Source organism: Methylobacterium hispanicum, from assembly GCF_022179285.1.
Classification (GTDB): domain Bacteria; phylum Pseudomonadota; class Alphaproteobacteria; order Rhizobiales; family Beijerinckiaceae; genus Methylobacterium; species Methylobacterium hispanicum.
Map to the genome: position 1 here is coordinate 12,459 of NZ_BPQO01000031.1, position 17,409 is coordinate 29,867.

Consider the following 17,409-nt stretch of genomic DNA (forward strand, 5'->3'; position numbering starts at 1 on the left):
ATGCTCCTCCCCTCGCGCCGCGTCGCGGCGGTCGCCCCCTTCCTCGCCATGGACGTGATGACGGCCGCCGCCGCCCGGGAGCGGGCCGGCGGCAGCGTGGTCCACATGGAGGTCGGCCAGCCCTCCGCCCCCGCGCCCCGGGCGGTGATCGCGGCGGCGCAAGGGGCCCTGGCGCACGGCCGGGTGCCTTACACCGAGGCCCTCGGGCTGCCGGCCCTGCGGGAGCGGATCGCCCGGGACTACCGCGACCGCTACGGCGTCGATGTGGCCCCGGAGCGGGTCGTCGTCACCACCGGCTCGTCGGCAGGCTTCATCCTGGCCTTCATGAGCCTGTTCGACGCGGGCGCCCGGGTCGGCGTTCCGCAGCCCGGCTACCCGGCCTATCGCAGCATCCTCGCGGCCCTCGACCTCGTGGCGACGCCGATGGTGCTGCGGGCCGAGGACCGCTTCGCCCCGACGGCGGAGCTGCTGCGGGCGGTGCACGCCCAGGCCCGGCTCTCGGGCGTCCTGGTGATGAGCCCGGCCAACCCCTCCGGCACGGTGATCGCGCCGGACGCTCTGCGCGCCCTCTGCGCCGCGGCGCGCGACCTCAGCCTGCCGTTCATCTCCGACGAGATCTACCACGGGCTCGGCTACGACGGCCTGCCGAGCGCGACCGCGCTGCAGTTCGACGCGGACGCGATCGTGATCAACTCGTTCTCGAAATACCACTGCATGACCGGCTGGCGCGTCGGCTGGATGGTGGTGCCCGACAGCCTCGTGCGGCCGATCGAGCGGCTGGCGCAGAACCTCTACATCTCAGCCCCCTACCTCTCGCAGGTGGGCGCGCTCGCGGCTTTCGAGGCGGGCGAGGAACTCGACGCGGTGCGCGACGGCTACGCCCGCAACCGGGCGATCCTGCTCGACGCCTTGCCCGGGCTCGGGCTCGGGCGGACGCATCCGGCGGACGGGGCCTTCTACCTCTACGCCGACGTCTCCGACCTCACGGACGACGCCGCGGAGTTCTGCCGCCGCATGCTGGCGGAGGCGGGCGTCGCGGCGACCCCGGGACTCGATTTCGACCCGGCGGAGGGCGCGCACCATGTGCGCTTCTCCTTCGCGGGCTCGGAGGACGATTGCCGCGAGGCGGTGCGGCGCCTGCGCGGCTGGCTCGGCTGAGGCAGGTCCCGGTTCCCGGAGGTCCGAGACCTTTGGCGGGGCCGGGGCGGAGCCCGGGGATCATGGCTCGGGGGTGCCGCCCCGAGACCCCGCCGAAGGGCTGCCGCCCTTCGGGATCCCGCGTCTCAGGCCGCCCGCGCGAAGGCCGCCTCGGCGGCCTTCACGGCCTCGGCCAGATGGGCCTCGAAGGCCTGGAAGGCGCCGGCCGCCTCGCCCCAGGCGGCGGCCCGGATGTGCCCGGCCATCGCATCGGCCTTGGCGCCGGCCTCGGTGAGGGCGGTGCGGACGGCCGGCGGCATCTCCGCGTCGGGCCGCACCGCGAGCGCCGCCGCCTCCTGCGCCTGCGCCAGGCCGACGAGGCAGGCGGCGAGCCGGCGGCGCCAGGCCGCGCAGTCGGCCGGCAACCGGCCGAGCCGCACGAGGCGCGCGTCGCCCGGCTGACGGTCGAGCAGCGAGCGGCTCATCCCCTCCAGCGCGTCGAGGCGGCCGATGGCGTCGCCGATCTCGCGGCGGGACTTCTCGGTGCCGGCGGCGATGTTGCCGACGTTGGCGGCGATCTCGCCCGTGGCGGTGATCTGCTGCTCCATGATCCCCACCATGGCGCGCATCTCGGAGGCCGCCGCGGCCACCGCCGCGCTCTCGCTCTCGACGCGGGCGTTGACCCGGGTCATCACCTCGGAGCCGGCCGTGACGGCGGCGCGGCTGTGCTCGACCGCGTCGTGCATCGCCGACAGCTCGCCCTGCAGCGCCGTGAGGCGGGCCCGGATCTCGTCGGTGGCCTTCGCGGTCTGGGCCGAGAGGGCCTTGACCTCGCCGGCCACCACCGCGAAGCCGCGGCCCGCCTCGCCGGCGCGGGCCGCCTCGATGGTAGCGTTCAGCGCCAGCAGGTTGGTCTGGGCCGAGATCGCCGCGATGGCGCTCGCCATCTCCTCGATCCGGCGCGCGGCCGCCGCGAAGCCGTCGAGGCAGCCGCCGATCTCGGTGGAGCGCGCCTCGATCACCTGCATCCGCTCGGCGGCGAGCCGCATGTCGGCGGCGCACTCGCCGATGCCGACCCGGGCCCGCTCGGCGGTCTCGGCGGAGGTCTGAGAGCGGGCCGCGACCTCGCTCGTGGTGGCGGCGAGTTCCTCGCCCGCCGCGGCGATCAGCCGGGCCTGCTCGGAGATCTGCGCGGAGTCGTGGGTGATCCAGCCGATCGAGGTGCCGGCCTCCGAGGCGGCCGCCGAGAGGCTCGCCTGCAGCCGCAGCATCGTGGCGTCGAGCGCGGGCGGTTCGGGTGGCGCGGGAGCCTCGATCACCGCGGGCGCGGCATCGAGCACGGCCGGCGGCAGCTCCGCAGGCCGGCTTCCGCGGAACAGTGCGAACATGGTGGGACCCCTCAGACTTCTCGTTCTGAAGGGCATCTTCCCGCAAGGCCCTCAACCGTCAGTTAAAGCCATCGGGTGTCCCCAAAGGGGCTTAACACGGATTTGATCTCTCGGGGCGAACTTAAGCACGCTCAGGTTGTGCCGCCCTGCGAGGCCGGGAGCGCCCTGCGAGGCCGGGAGCGCCCCGCGAGGCCCCGGAACGCGCGGCGGGGCCCGGCGAACCGGGCCCCGCTGGGCTGCGGACGGCGCGTCCGCGGATCACGGTGGCGGAGCGCTAGGCCCGCGCCTCACTCGCCGGTCAGGGCCGCCTTGGTGCGCGACCACCAGCCGGCGCGCTTGGGACGGTCGGGATCGGACGGCGCGCTCAGCACCACGGCGACCGGCTCCGGCGGCGGGGCCGCCTCGGTCCGGGGAGCCGGCTCGGGCGACGCCGCGGATGCAGCCTCCGCAGCCTCGGCCTGCGAGGCGGGCTCGGGCGCCGCGCCGGCGACCGGCAGCTCGACCGCCGTCTCCCGGGCCGTGGTGTCTCCGGCGTCGGGCGCCTCGACCGTCGCGGCCAGGACCTCGGCGCTCACCGGCTCCTCCGGCGACAGGACCGCGACGGCGTCGGGCTCGGCCTCGTCCGCATCGGTCTCGTCCGAGGCGGCGGCCTCGCGGCCGCGGCCCTCCGAGCGTCCGCGCCCGCCCCGGCGCCCGCGGCGGCGGCGGCGGCGGCCCTCGCCGTCCTCGGCCTGCTCGCCCGCCGCCTCGGTCTCGGCCGTGTCCTCGGACGCGACCTCCGCGGTCCCGGCGGCCTCGTCCGTCCCGGCCGGCTCGGCCTCGTCCTCCGCGTCGCCCTCGTCCTCGGCGGCGTGGCGCGGCTCGTCGCCGGCCTCGCCGTTCGCTTCCCCCGTCTCCTGGCGCCCGCCGCGGCGGCGGCGGCGACGGCGGCGACGGCGGCCCTCGCCGTCCTCGCGGGCCTCGGCGCGGCCCTCGCCCGAGCCCTCGCCGTCCTGGGCCTCGTCCTCCGTCTCGGCCTCGGCCTCCTCGACGAGATCCTCCTCCTCGACCTCGTCGTCGATCTCCATGGCGGGGGAGACCGCGACCGCGCGCACGCCGGTCACCGGGCCTTCCGCCCGCTGGGCGGGCTCGCCGCGGTCGAGCTGGTAGGGGGTGGTGGCGGCCAGGCGCTCGTCGGCCGCGATGGTGACGGTCACGCCGAAGCGCACCTCGAGCTCGCGCAGGTGCGCGCGCTTCTGGTTGAGGATGTAGAGCGCCACCTCGGTGCGGGTGCGCAGCACGAGGTTGTGCGAGGCGGACTTGAGCAGCGCCTCCTCGATCGAGCGCAGGATGTGGAGCGCCACCGAGGCGGTCGCCCGCACGAATCCCGAGCCGCCGCAATGCGCGCAGGGGATCGAGGAGGATTCGAGCACGCCCGTGCGGATGCGCTGGCGGCTCATCTCGAGCAGGCCGAAGGGCGAGATCCGGCCGACCTGGATGCGGGCGCGGTCGTACTTCAGGCACTCGTTGAGCTTCTTCTCGACCGCGCGGTTGTTGCGCTTCTCCTCCATGTCGATGAAGTCGATCACGATGAGGCCGGCGAGATCGCGCAGGCGCAGCTGCCGGGAGACCTCCTCGGCGGCCTCCAGGTTCGTCTTGAGCGCGGTGTCCTCGATGTCGTGCTCGCGGGTGGCGCGGCCCGAGTTCACGTCGATCGAGACCAGCGCCTCGGTCGGGTTGATCACGAGGTAGCCGCCCGACTTCAGCGAGACGTGCGTGGAGAACATCGCGTCGAGCTGCTGCTCGATCCCGTAGCGGGCGAAGATTGGCGTCGTGTCGCGGTAGGGCTTCACCACCTTCGACTGGCCGGGCATCAGCATGCGCATGAAGTCCCGGGCCTCGTGGTAGGCCTCCTCGCCCGCCACCAGCACCTCGTCGAGGTCCTTGTTGTAGAGGTCGCGGATGGCGCGCTTGATCAGCGAGCCCTCCTCGTAGACCAGCGCCGGGGCCATCGAGGTGAGCGTCAGCGCGCGCACCGATTCCCACAGCCGCATCAGGTACTCGAAGTCGCGCTTGATCTCGGGCTGGGTGCGGGAGGCGCCGGCCGTGCGCAGGATCACGCCCATCCCCTCCGGCACGTCGAGGTCGGAGACGACCTCCTTCAGGCGCTTGCGGTCGGCCGCCGAGGTGATCTTGCGCGAGATGCCGCCGCCCCGGCCCGTGTTGGGCATCAGCACCGAGTAGCGGCCGGCCAGCGACAGGTAGGTGGTCAGCGCCGCGCCCTTGGTGCCGCGCTCCTCCTTGACGACCTGCACCAGGATGATCTGGCGGCGCTTGATCACCTCCTGGATCTTGTAGTGCCGGCGCGGGGCGCGCGGACGGTCCGGGATCTCGGCGAGCGCGTCGCCGTTGCCGCCGACCTGGGCGACCCGCGGCTCGGCGTCGGGGTCCTCCTCGTCCTCGTCCTCGTCGCCCTCGTCGTCCTGATCCTCGTCCTCGTCGGACTCCTCGTCGTCCTCGTCGTGATCCTCGTCCTCGTCCTCCTCGTCGGATTCCTCATCCGGCTCGGCGACGGGCGCGTCCGCGACGGTCAGGGCCTCGGCGACGGCAGTGCGGGTCTCGGCATCCGGGCCGGGGGCGGGCTCGCCCGTGACGGCGGCGGGCGCGGCCTCGTCCGCCTCGGCGCGGGTCTCCTCGGCCCCGGCGCGCTCGGCGTCGCCGGCCGTGGCCGTCTCGACCGGCAGCTCGGCGGACGCGGTCTCGTCCGCCTCGGCGGACGGCGCGGCCGCGATGGCGTCGGCCTCGGGCGTCTCGGCGCTCGCGATGGCGGCGTCGGGCAGGTCGGCGGAGGCGTCGCCGCCGATCACCGGCACGGCCTCGTCCGCGGGCGCGATGTCGGAGGCGGCCGCGTCGGCCGAAGGCGCAGCCGTCTCCTCGGCGCTCACCGTGGCGTCGGCCTCGCTGCGGCGGGCCGAGGCGCGGCGGCCGCGCGAGCGGCGGGACGACGAGCGGCGGCGCTCCTCGCGCTCGCGGTGCTCATCGGCGTCGCGGGCCTCCTCCTCGAGGAGGGCCTGCCGGTCGGCGAGCGGGATCTGGTAGTAGTCGGGGTGGATCTCGTTGAAGGCGAGGAAGCCGTGGCGGTTGCCGCCGTACTCCACGAAGGCGGCCTGGAGCGAGGGCTCCACCCGCGTCACCTTGGCGAGATAGATGTTGCCGCGCAGCTGGCGCCGGTTGGCGGCCTCGAAGTCGAATTCCTCGACCCTAGACCCGTGGACCGTGACGACCCGGGTCTCCTCCGGGTGCATCGCGTCGATGAGCATCTTGTTGTTGGCCATGACGAACTTTCGACATGGCGGCCGACGTCGCTCTCCTGAGCCCGAATCCCGGTGGAGCCGCCCCCGGCCGCGAGGCCGTGGGGCGCGCTCGTACCGGCCTCGTCGCCGAGGCCGCGGGGTCTGAACGGAAGGGATTGGCGCCAACCGCCGAGCGGCACGCACGCGCGTGCCCGGGGTTGAACCTGGCCGGGGGGAGGGACGAACCGGCGCGACGCGAGACACGCGCGCCTGCGGCACGAGCAGCGGCAACCGTTGCTGTGCGTCCGCCCATCCTTTCCCCGACCTCGCGAAGACATCTCGACCGGTTCGGGCCGGCCGTGAATCTGAAAAACCGTGCGCCGGAGCCCTGGAGCCCGACGCCTGAGCCGACACCCCCCGGCCCGACTGCCAATCCGACGGCCGCCGCTGAGAACCGACGGCGCGGACGCGACCGAAGCCTGTCTTGCGTTCGGCGCTTCCGCGGGCCGCGAATGGCGGGACCCGGAGGGGGTCGCTATCATTACAGATCGTCGCAGGGATTTGGCAAGGGCCCGGTTCGTACGGGCAACCTCACGCGCGTTCGGCTCCGCGCGTCACCGACGCCGGAGGTATGGCCGAGAGGGAGACGCGGGACGCCGCGGAACCCTTGAGGATGAGCGTACGGATACCGGTTCCCCGGCGTCCCGCGGGTCGGCGGGGGCGTGGCGCCCCCTCCGGCCCGGTGTCGCGTCGCGGCTTCTCCACCTGCCTCGACCCCGATCGTGGATGTCCGAGTACACGGGTTGTCTCCCGCGATCCCGGCCTCTGTCCCCGGCAGACTTACGCGTCCTGCACCCGGCCTCGTATTGGGCAAGGCATCGGTTCCAACGGCCTCCAGGCCGCGCTATCGGACGTGCCCCGCTGGTCTTCCGGGGCTTCGGCCGAGCGTGGCCCTGCGTCGCACGAGGCGCCCGGGGCACCGGCTGACCGGCCGGCGACGCGGGGGCCGCCGCGCCGCCCGTGACCCGCTCCGGCGGTCATCCGGATCAGGCTCCCTGCCAACGCCGCGGCGGGATGCAGGACCCGCCGCGGCGCCGGGGCGGCGCGTGCGATGGACGTACGCGTTTTGTTCTCACATGTCAAGACTTTTGTCACAAGATGCGCACAAGATCCCCGCTGCATCTCCCTCCCCCCTCTGCGGGCAGGGCAATCGCATACGCCGAGCGCACCTAACCCCGGTGAGGCGCGGGTTCCCTCTCCCGTGCGGGAGAGGGACAGGGTGAGGGACCCGGAGCTTTACGGATTGAGCGCCGTGCTTCCGCGGCTATGGCCAGCCTCATCCGGAACGTTCTCATCCCTCACCCCAACCCTCTCCCGCACGGGAGAGGGAGCGCGGTGCGGTTCACGCGTACGCATCGTGGCACCTCGCGATGCGATCGGCTCAGATCGTCGTCCGGCGCTCGATCGCTGCGAGGATCGTCTCGCGGACACCCTCAAGGTTCGCCGCAACATCATCATTGTCGATGCGCAGAACCTCGAAGCCGCATCGCATGAGCATCTCGGTTCGCCGAGCATCGCTCGACCGCTCGACATCGCTCCCGTGCGTCGCCCCATCGACCTCGACGACGAGCCTGGCCGCGAGACAGGCGAAATCCGCGACCGCCCCGCCGACCGGGAACTGGCGGCGGAACTTCCAGCCATTGAGTCGGCCGTTGCGCAAGGCGCTCCAGAGGCGCGCTTCGGCCGCCGTCTGCCGGTGCCGAAGCGTCTGCGCGATGCTGCGCGCCTCGGGCATCGGGAGCGCGCTGCTCCTACTCCGCCGCCGCCCGCGCGCCGTAGCCCAACCGCCCGTTCAGCTCCTCGATGAGCTTCACGGCGGCCTCCGCGATCACGGTGCCGGGCGGGAAGATCGCCGAGGCGCCAGCCGCATGGAGCGCGTCGTAGTCGCCCGGCGGGATCACGCCGCCGACCACGATCATCACGTCGTCGCGCCCCTCGGCGGCCAGCGCCGCCCGCAGCTCCGGCACCAGGGTGAGGTGGCCGGCCGCCAGCGAGGAGACGCCCACGATGTGCACGTCGTTCTCCACCGCCTGCCGCGCGGCCTCGGCGGGCGTGGCGAAGAGCGGCCCGATATCCACGTCGAAGCCGAGATCCGCGAAGGCCGAGGCGATCACCTTCTGGCCGCGGTCGTGCCCGTCCTGGCCCATCTTGGCGACCAGGATGCGGGGCCGCCGCCCGTCGTTCTCCTCGAAGGCCTCCACGAGGCCCCGCACCCGCTCGACCACAGGCGACATGCCGCCGACCTCCCGCTTGTAGACGCCCGAGATCGAGCGGATCTCGGCCCGGTGCCGGCCCCAGGCCCGCTCCAGCGCCTCCGAGATCTCGCCGACCGTGGCCTTGGCCCGCGCAGCGTTCACAGCCAGTTCGAGCAGGTTGCCCGCGCCGTCCGCCGCCTGCGTGAGACGGCTGAGCGCCGCGTCCACGTCGGCCTGGTTGCGCTCGGAGCGCAGGCGCTTGAGCTTGTCGATCTGGAGGTTCCGCACGTTGCCGTTGTCGACGCGCAAGAGCTCGATCGTCATCTCGTCGTCGGGCTTGAACTTGTTGATGCCGACGATCGTCTGCCGGCCCGAATCGATCCGGGCCTGGGCGCGGGCCGCCGCCTCCTCGATCCGGAGCTTCGGGATGCCGGCCTCGATCGCCTTGGCCATGCCGCCGAGGCTCTCGACCTCGCGGATGTGCTCCCAGGCGCGGGCCACGATGTCGGCGGTGAGCCGCTCGACGTAGTACGAGCCACCCCAGGGATCGACGATGCGGGTGGTGCCCGATTCCTGCTGCAGGAAGAGCTGCGTGTTGCGCGCGATCCGGGCCGAGAAGTCGGTCGGCAGCGCGAGCGCCTCGTCGAGCGCGTTGGTGTGGAGCGACTGCGTGCCCCCTTGCGTCGCTGCCATCGCCTCGATGGCGGTCCGGGTGACGTTGTTGAACACGTCCTGCGCGGTGAGCGACCAGCCGCTCGTCTGCGAGTGGGTGCGGAGCGGCAGCGACTTGTCCGACTTCGGCTCGAACTCCTTGACGAGCTTCGCCCAGATCAGGCGCGCGGCCCGCATCTTGGCGACCTCCATGAAGAAGTTCGTCGAGATCGCCCAGAAGAAGGACAGGCGCGGGGCGAACTGGTCGATGGTCAGGCCCGCGGCCAGACCCGCCTTGATGTACTCGACGCCGTCGGCGAGCGTGTAGGCGAGTTCGAGGTCGTTCGTGGCGCCTGCCTCCTGCATGTGGTAGCCGGAGATCGAGATCGAGTTGAACTTCGGCATGTTGGCCGAGGTGTAGGCGAAGATGTCCGAGATGATCCGCATCGATCCCTTGGGGGGATAGATGTAGGTGTTGCGGACCATGAACTCCTTGAGGATGTCGTTCTGGATGGTGCCGGCGAGCTTGGCTGGCGGCACGCCCTGCTCCTCGGCCGCCACGATGTAGAGGGCGAGCACGGGCAGCACCGCGCCGTTCATCGTCATCGACACGGTCATCTCGTCCAGCGGAATGCCGGAGAAGAGCGTGCGCATGTCGTAGATCGAATCGATCGCCACGCCCGCCATGCCGACGTCGCCCGAGACGCGCGGGTGGTCCGAATCGTAGCCGCGGTGGGTGGCCAGATCGAAGGCGACCGAGAGGCCCTTCTGCCCGGCGGCGAGGTTGCGCCGGTAGAAGGCGTTCGAGTCCTCGGCCGTCGAGAAGCCCGCGTATTGCCGGATCGTCCACGGTTGCGTGACGTACATGGTGGGGTAGGGGCCCCGCAGGTACGGCGCGAGGCCCGGATAGGTGTGCAGGAATTCGAGCCCCGCCCGGTCCTCGGGCCCGTAGGCGGGCTTCACCGGGATGCCCTCGGGGCTCATCCAGGGCTCGCCCGGCGCGGGCGGCGGGACCGGCAGCGGCGCGCCCGAGAACGGGACCTCGGCGAAGTTCGGGATGCGGGACATCGTGCGGGACTCGGGCGAGGGGCAGGCGTCAGCCCCGTTCGGGGCGGTTTGGCCTGCATTATAAGGACGGTTCGGGTGCGGGCTACTCCCCGTGCGGCGGAGGCCGCATGAGAATCCCCGCCCGGATGTCTCGGCGGCCCGTTGAAGCGTGGCCGTGCCGCCCTAGTCGTTACGGCCGAGGCTCGCGCCCGATCGCGATGCGCCTCCACGAAGACGCGTCCCGAAGGAAAAGCCCCCGCCGATGGCCCTCAAGACCGTTCCGACCCAGCCCTTCCCGGACCAGAAGCCCGGCACCTCGGGCCTGCGCAAGAAGGTGCCGGTCTTCCGCCAGCCGCACTACGTCGAGAACTTCGTCCAGGCGATCTTCGACACGATTCCGGATCGCGACGGGGAGACCCTGGTGATCGGCGGCGACGGGCGCTTCCTCAACCGGGAGGTGGTGCAGACCGCGATCAGGATCGCGGCGGCCAACGGGTTCGGGCGGGTGCTGGTGGGGCAGGGCGGCCTGCTCTCGACGCCCGCCGCCTCCTGCGTGATCCGGAAACACGGGGCGGTCGGCGGCCTCGTGCTCTCGGCGAGCCACAATCCCGGCGGGCCCGAGGGCGATTTCGGCATCAAGTTCAACACGCGGAACGGCGGCCCGGCGCCCGAGAGCATCACCGCGGCGATCTTCGAGCGGGCGAAGGCGATCACCGAGTACCGCATCGCCGACGGGCCGGACCTCGATCTCGAGCGGCTCGGCGACGCGACGGTAGAGGGGATGACCGTCACGGTGATCGATCCGGTCGCGGACTACGCGGCGCTGATGCGCGAGCTCGTCGATTTCGACGCGATCCGGGCGCTCTTCGCGGGCGGCTTCCGCATGCGCTTCGACGCGATGAGCGCGGTCACGGGGCCCTACGCCCGGGCGATCCTGGAGGGCGAGCTGGGAGCGGCCCCCGGCACCGTGGTCAACGCGGTGCCGCAGGAGGATTTCGGCGGACACCACCCGGACCCGAACCCGGTCCACGCGCGCGAACTCTTCGACCTGATGCACGGGCCGGACGCCCCCGATTTCGGCGCGGCCTCGGACGGGGACGGCGACCGCAACATGATCGTGGCGCCCGGCCTCTTCGTGACGCCGAGCGACAGCCTCGCGGTGCTCGCCGCCCACGCCCACCGGGCGCCGGGTTACGCGAGCGGCTTGGCGGGCATCGCCCGCTCGATGCCGACGAGCCGGGCCGCCGACCGGGTCGCGGAAAAGCTCGGGATCCGGGCCTACGAGACGCCGACCGGCTGGAAGTTCTTTGGCAACCTCTTGGACGCCGGGCTGATCACGCTCTGCGGCGAGGAGAGCGCGGGCACCGGCTCGAACCACGTGCGCGAGAAGGACGGGCTCTGGGCGGTGCTGCTCTGGCTCAACATCCTGGCGACGACCGGAGAGCGGGCCGACGCCATCGTGCGCGCCCACTGGGCAACGTTCGGGCGGGACTACTACACCCGGCACGATTACGAGGAGATCGAGAGCGCGGCCGCCGAGCGGCTGATGCAGGGGCTTCGCGAGAAGCTCGCCGCGCTGCCGGGGCAGAGCTTCGCCGGCCTCACCGTCGCGAGCGCCGACGACTTCCGCTACGTCGATCCGGTCGACGGCTCGGTCACCGACCGGCAGGGCGTGCGCATCGGGTTCGCCGAGGATGCGCGGGTGGTCTACCGGCTCTCGGGCACCGGCACGGCGGGGGCGACGCTCCGGGTCTACATCGAGCGCTACGACCGCGACACGCACGACGCCGACCCGGTCCAGGTGCTCGCCCCGGTGGTGGAGGCCGCCCGCGCCATCGCGCGGATCGCGGAGATCACCGGGCGGGATGAACCGAGCGTCGTGACCTGATCCGGGCTCGGGCCGGAACGACCGTCTCCCTCCCCCGCAGAGGGGGGAGGGAGCGCGGCGCGGCCGCCTGTCATCCAGGCGTCATCTCCGCGCCCGAAAGCCTGCCGGACCCGCGCGGAGCCCTATCTCCCGCCGACGCCGTCCGACAGGAGCCCGCCCATGGACTTCCACCGCCGCTTCACCGTGCTGATGTGCACGCCGACGTTCGATCCGGGCGATCTGGAGGGCGCGCGGGTCGATCAGATCGTGGCGGCGGTCGAGCAGCGCGGCTTCGAGGTGGTGCGGGCGCGCCGCGTCGAGGACGCGGCCATCGCCGTGCAGACCGACGCCGCGGTCGGCTGCCTCGTGGTCGATTGGGGCAAGCGCGGCCTCGACGGCAAGGCCGCCGCCCTCATCGACATGATGCGCAAGCGCGGCCTGGAGATGCCGATCGTCATCATGGTGCGCCGCAAGCGCCTGGAGGACATCCCGGTCGAACTCCTCGACTTCATCGACGGCTACATCTTCCTGGCCGAGGAGACGCCGGAATTCATCGCCCGCGGCCTCGTCAGCCGCGTGACCCAGTACGCCGAGACCCTGAAGACGCCGTTCTTCGGCGCGCTGGTCGATTACGCCGAGAAGGGCAACCAGCTCTGGACCTGCCCGGGCCACAACGGCGGCATTTTTTATAACCGCTCCCCGATCGGACGGATCTTCGTGGAGCATCTCGGCGAGGCGATTTTTCGCGATGACCTCGACAATTCCGTTCTCGATCTCGGCGACCTCCTGACCCACGAGGGCCCGGCGCTCAAGGCCCAGAAGGAGGCGGCGCAGATCTTCGGGGCCGAAAAAACCTACTTCGTCCTCAACGGCACCTCGGCCTCGAACAAGATCGTGCTGTCCTCGCTGGTGGCCGAGGGCGACCTCGTGCTGTTCGACCGCAACAACCACAAGGCGGCCCATCACGGCGCGCTCTTCCTCGGCGGCGGCATCCCGATCTTCTTGGAAACGGACCGGAACGCCTACGGGCTGATCGGGCCGATCTACCACGAGGCGCTCGACGAGACCCGCATCCGCGAGAAGATCCGGGCCAACCCGCTGGTCAAGGACCGCGAGGCGTGGCGCAAGGAGCGTCCGTTCCGCGTCGCGGTGATCGAGCAGTGCACCTACGACGGCACGATCTACGACGCCCAGGAGATTCTGGAGCGGATTGGGCACCTGTGCGACTACATCCTGTTCGACGAGGCCTGGGCGGGCTTCATGAAGTTCCACCCGCTCTACCAGCGCCGCTTCGCCATGGGGCTGACCGGGCTCGACGAGACCGCGCCCGGCATCATCGCCACGCAATCGACCCACAAGCAGCTCGCGAGCTTCAGCCAGGCCTCGCAGATCCACACCAAGGACGGGCACATCCGCGGGCAGACCCGGCGCGTCGAGCACCGGCGGCTCAACGAGAGCTTCCTCGTCCACGCCTCGACCTCGCCGTTCTATCCCCTGTTCGCCTCGCTCGACGTCGGCGCCCAGATGATGAAGGGCCGCTCCGGCATGATCCTCTGGGACGACACGATCCGGCTCGGCATCGAGTGGCGGAAAAAAGCGCGCGCCATCCGCAAGGAGTTCGAGAACGAGCGCGATCCCCTCAAGCGCTGGTTCTTCGATCCCTTCGTGCCGGACGTGACGAAGACCGCGGAGGGGGCCGAGGTCCCCTGGGAGAGCGTGCCGACGGACGAGCTCGCCTCCAACCCGCGGCACTGGGAACTGACGCCGGGCGCGCGCTGGCACGGCTTCACCCACGTCTCCCCGGGCTACGCGATCACCGACCCGAACAAGCTCACCGTGCTCACCCCCGGCTTCGACCGGCAGACGGGGGAATATGCCGAGCACGGCGTGCCGGCCCCGATCGTGGCGCAGTACCTGCGCGAGAACCGGATCGTGCCGGAGAAGAACGACCTGAACTCGCTGCTCTTCCTGCTGACGCCGGGCGTGGAATCCTCCAAGGCCGGCACGCTGATCTCGGGCCTCGTCGCCTTCAAGCGCCTGCACGACGAGAACGCGCCGCTGGAGGAGGCGATGCCGGAATTCGTGCGGCGCCGGCCCGCCCGCTACGCCGGGGTGCGCCTGCGCGACCTCTGCGCCGACTACCACGCGTTCCACCGCGAGGCGAACACCTCAAGCCTGCAGCGCAAGCAGTTCGCGCCCGAGCACCTGCCCGAGATGGTGATGGCCCCGAAGGACGCGGCCCAGATGCTGACCCGCAACCACGTCGACTTCGTGCCGATCGCCGAGGCCGAGGGGCGTGTGGCCACCACCTTGCTTCTGGTCTACCCGCCCGGGATCGGCACGGTGCTGCCCGGCGAGCGGATCGATGAGCGCGCCAAGCCCATGCTCGACTATTTCAAGATGTTCGAGGCGGCCTCCAACCTGTTCCCGGGCTTCGAGGCCGAGATCCAGGGGGTCTACCGCCAGCACGAGCCGGACGGGCGCATCCGCTTCTACACCTACGTGCTGCGCGAGGGGCATTGATGCCGGTCGCGGCCGATCCCGGCATCGTCATCCGCCCCTCCTCGGACGTGGACGTGCCGGCGATGATCGCGATCTACGAGCACCACATCCGCCGGGGCGTCGGCGACACGGGCGAGTTCGAGGAGGAGCGCCTGCTCCCCGACGACCTGAAGCGCCGCCGCAAGACCATGCGCAAGAAGCGCCTGCCCCATCTGGTGGCCGAGCGCGACGGGCAGGTGGCGGGCTACGCCTACGCGGTGCCGTTCCGCAAGCGGCCCGCCTACCGCTTCACCCTGAAGCACTCGATCTACGTGCACCCCGAGCACCTGCATGCCGGGATCGGCCGGCGCCTGCTGCCGGCCCTGATCGAGGCCTGCGCGGCCGGCGGCTACCGGCAGATCATCGGCTACATCGACGCGGAGAACGAGGCGTCCTTGCGCCTGCACGAGGCCTGCGGCTTCGCCCGCGTCGGGTACCTTGCGGGGGTCGGCTACAAGTACGGGCGCTGGAGCGACAGCGTGATGGTCCAGTGCCCTCTGGGTACGGGCTCCGAGGACCAGCCCGCCGCGTGGCGCCGGCCGGAGCCGGCCCCCGTCGAGACCCTGGTGGCGGCCCACGAGTGGCAGGGGGAGTGAGGCGGGGTCGGATGATCGCTAGGGCGCCGCGGGATTGCCCTCTCCCCCTCTGCGGGCAGAGCAATCCCATATGGCGGATCCCTGCCTCGGATCGGGCCTGAACCGCGCCGCGCTCCCTCTCCCGTGCGGGAGAGGGTTGGGGTGAGGGATGAGAACCCTACGGACAGAACGAGACGCTGCCGCAGAACCGCAGCGTTTGATCCTGATGGCTCCGGGCCCCTCACCCTGTCCCTCTCCCGCACGGGAGAGGGGACCCGCGTCCCTTCCGCCTAGGCACGCGCTTGGCATATGCGATTGCCCTGCTCTGCGGGGGAGGGAGAGGGCGGGGGATGTACCCCCTCAGCCAGCCTCCCCGAACCCGTACAACCGCCGCGGGTTCTCCACGAAGTACCGGCGGCGATCTTCCTCGTCCGGGATCCAGTCCGCCACGAGGTCGAGCAGGTCGCCGATCCGCGGCGGTCCCTTCCAGGCGGCGACGTGGGGCCAGTCCGAGCCCCAGAGGCAGCGCTCCGGCGCCGCCGCGTGCAGCGCGCGGGCGAAGGGGATCGTGTCGGCGTAGGGCGCGCCCGCGACCGAGGTACGGAAGGCGCCCGACAGCTTCACCCAGGCCCCGTCGCGCACCAGATCGACCAGCGTGCGGAAGCCCGGATCGTCGAGCCCCGCCGAGGTCGGCATGTGGCCCATATGGTCCACCACGAAGGGCACGGGCAGGCGCGCGAGGCGGGCGGCCATCGGGGGCAGCTGGCGGGCATCGACTAGGAATTGCAGGTGCCAGCCCATCTCGCGGGCGAGGGCGCCGTATTCCTCAAGCGCCGCGAAGCCGACGCCCCCGCCGAACAGCACGTTGAGCCGCAGGGCCACCACGCCCGCCGCCTTGAGGTCGGCGAGCTCCCGCTCGGGCAGGCCGAGCGGGATCACCGCGACGCCGCGCAGCCGCACCGGGTTCGCCCGCAGGGTCTCGACCATGCGCCGGTTGTCGGTGCCGTGCACGCTGACTTGGATCAGCACGCCGTTGGCCATGCCGGTGGCGTCCAGCATCGCGCAGTAGCGCTCGCCCGGCGCGGCGGGCGGGGTGTAGCTGCGCTCGGGCACCAGCGGGTAGTGCGGCGGCAGGCCGATGACGTGGGCGTGGGTATCGACCGCGCCCGCCGGCACCCGGTAGCGCGTCGGGCCGCGCGGGTTCGGGTCGGGGGCGGGGCAGGGGGGAATGGCGTCGGCTGGATCGCTCATGCGGGCCTCCCGCTCAGGCGTCGGCATCGGGCGTCGGCATCAGGCGTCGGCATCAGGCGTCGGCATGGAGCACGCGGCCCCGCGTCTCGGGCAGCGCGAAGGCCGCCACGAAGAACACCCCGTAGGCGATGGCCGCGAAGATCGCGATGGCGGCCGCCAGCCCGACCTGCGCCGACAGGTAGCCGACGAGCGCCGGGAACAGGGCGCCGATGCCGCGGCCGAAATTGTAGCAGAAGCCCTGGCCCGAGCCGCGCAGGCGCGTCGGGTAGAGCTCGGTGAGGAAGGCGCCCATCCCCGAGAAGTAGCCCGAGGCGAAGAAGCCGAGCGGGAAGCCCAGCACCCAGAGCACCGCGTTCGAGAGCGGCAATTGCGTGTAGGCCAGGATGACCGCGATGGCGCCGAGCGAGAAGATCAGGAAGAGCGGGCGCCGCCCGAGCCGGTCGGCGAGCCAGGCGCCCACGAGGTAGCCCGCGAAGGAGCCGACGATGAGCGCCGCGAGGTAGCCCGTCGAGGAGACGACCGAGAGGCCGCGCTCGGTGGTGAGGAAGCGCGGCAGCCAGGTGGTGATGGCGTAGTAGCCGCCCTGGCAGCCGGCCGAGGCCAGGGAGGCCAGCACCGTGGTCTTCAGGATCGGTCCGGAGAAGATCTCCCAGATCCGCGGCCGGTCGCCGGAGGCCGCGGCCCGCGCCCGGCTCTCGGCGGCGACCTCGGGCTCCCGCACGTAGCGGCGCAGGTAGAACACCAGGAGGGCCGGCAGCGCGCCGATCGCGAACATCCAGCGCCACGCGCTCTCGGGCGGCAGCCACGTGAACAGCACGGCTTGCGCCAGCACCGCCATGCCCCAGCCGATCGCCCAGCCGGACTGGACGGAGCCCACGGCCCGGCCGCGATACTGCGCCCGGATGGTCTCGCCCATCAGCACGGCGCCCGCCGCCCACTCGCCGCCGAAGCCGAGCCCGAGCAGCGCCCGGGCGACGAGGAGCTGCTCGAAGTTCTGCACGAAGGCGCACAGCAGCGAGAAGAACGAGAACCACAGGATGGTGATCTGGAGCGTCAGCACCCGGCCGATCCGGTCGGCCACGAAGCCCGCGAGCCAGCCGCCCACCGCCGAGGCCAACAGCGTCACGGTGGCGGCCAGCCCCGCGGTGCCCGGCTCGACCTGCCAAAGCCCGATGATCGTGCCGATCACCAGCGGGTAGATCATGAAGTCCATGCCGTCGAGCGCCCAGCCCGCGGCACAGGCCCAGAAGGTGTGGCGCTCGGTCGGGTTCATGCTCCGGTAGAAGGCGCCGAGGCTCGCATCCTCGATCGCGACCCGCTCGATCCCCGGCCCGCCGGGCTCCGTCACCGAACTCATGCCGCCACCTCCCCGATGGGAGCGATGCGTAGCACGGGCCCGGCGGCCGGCCTACCGGGTGGCGGCGG

10 protein-coding genes are annotated in these 17,409 nt (G+C 72.0%); 4 read left to right on the forward strand and 6 right to left on the reverse strand.

The window, feature by feature from the left end:
• Nucleotides 1–1,158: a pyridoxal phosphate-dependent aminotransferase gene (locus MFF56_RS26235; protein ID WP_066921358.1), complete on the forward strand. Its 1,158-nt coding sequence runs from the start codon at nucleotides 1–3 to the stop codon at nucleotides 1,156–1,158.
• A gap of 125 nt (nucleotides 1,159–1,283) precedes the next feature.
• Here MFF56_RS26235 and MFF56_RS26240 read toward each other — a convergent pair whose 3' ends face one another.
• From MFF56_RS26240 to scpA, 4 genes are all read right to left on the reverse strand, one after another.
• The gene (locus tag MFF56_RS26240) at nucleotides 1,284–2,525 is read right to left on the reverse strand and encodes a methyl-accepting chemotaxis protein (protein WP_066921356.1); all 1,242 of its coding nucleotides are present in this window, start codon (nucleotides 2,523–2,525) and stop codon (nucleotides 1,284–1,286) included.
• 287 nt (nucleotides 2,526–2,812) lie between these two features.
• Entirely contained in the window at nucleotides 2,813–5,839 is a 3,027-nt protein-coding gene (locus MFF56_RS26245) for a ribonuclease E/G (RefSeq protein ID WP_238231729.1), read from the reverse strand.
• Between the two features lie 1,399 nt (nucleotides 5,840–7,238).
• A complete protein-coding gene (locus MFF56_RS26250; RefSeq protein WP_066920992.1) occupies nucleotides 7,239–7,592 on the reverse strand; it encodes an endonuclease domain-containing protein in 354 nt (117 codons plus the stop codon).
• A gap of 16 nt (nucleotides 7,593–7,608) precedes the next feature.
• A complete protein-coding gene (scpA, locus tag MFF56_RS26255; RefSeq protein WP_238231732.1) occupies nucleotides 7,609–9,771 on the reverse strand; it encodes a methylmalonyl-CoA mutase in 2,163 nt (720 codons plus the stop codon).
• A gap of 241 nt (nucleotides 9,772–10,012) precedes the next feature.
• Here scpA and MFF56_RS26260 point away from each other — a divergent pair, with 241 nt between their 5' ends.
• The 3 genes from MFF56_RS26260 (at nucleotide 10,013) to MFF56_RS26270 (ending at nucleotide 14,754) form a co-directional block, all read left to right on the forward strand.
• Nucleotides 10,013–11,638, forward strand: a complete 1,626-nt coding sequence (locus MFF56_RS26260; protein ID WP_066920996.1) for an alpha-D-glucose phosphate-specific phosphoglucomutase — start codon at nucleotides 10,013–10,015, stop codon at nucleotides 11,636–11,638.
• A gap of 159 nt (nucleotides 11,639–11,797) precedes the next feature.
• Nucleotides 11,798–14,140, forward strand: a complete 2,343-nt coding sequence (locus MFF56_RS26265; protein WP_066920998.1) for an Orn/Lys/Arg family decarboxylase — start codon at nucleotides 11,798–11,800, stop codon at nucleotides 14,138–14,140.
• On the forward strand, nucleotides 14,140–14,754 hold the full coding sequence (locus tag MFF56_RS26270) for a GNAT family N-acetyltransferase (RefSeq protein ID WP_066920999.1): 615 nt from the start codon (nucleotides 14,140–14,142) through the stop codon (nucleotides 14,752–14,754). The genes MFF56_RS26265 and MFF56_RS26270 overlap by 1 nt, the downstream gene beginning before the upstream one ends.
• 339 nt (nucleotides 14,755–15,093) lie before the next feature.
• Here MFF56_RS26270 and MFF56_RS26275 read toward each other — a convergent pair whose 3' ends face one another.
• Both MFF56_RS26275 and MFF56_RS26280 read right to left on the reverse strand, forming a co-directional pair.
• Nucleotides 15,094–15,984 (reverse strand): amidohydrolase family protein, encoded by an 891-nt coding sequence (locus tag MFF56_RS26275; RefSeq protein WP_238231734.1) that lies wholly within the window; start codon nucleotides 15,982–15,984, stop codon nucleotides 15,094–15,096.
• Between the two features lie 52 nt (nucleotides 15,985–16,036).
• Nucleotides 16,037–17,341 (reverse strand): MFS transporter, encoded by a 1,305-nt coding sequence (locus MFF56_RS26280; RefSeq protein ID WP_066920940.1) that lies wholly within the window; start codon nucleotides 17,339–17,341, stop codon nucleotides 16,037–16,039.
• Nucleotides 17,342–17,409: the final 68 nt, after the last annotated feature.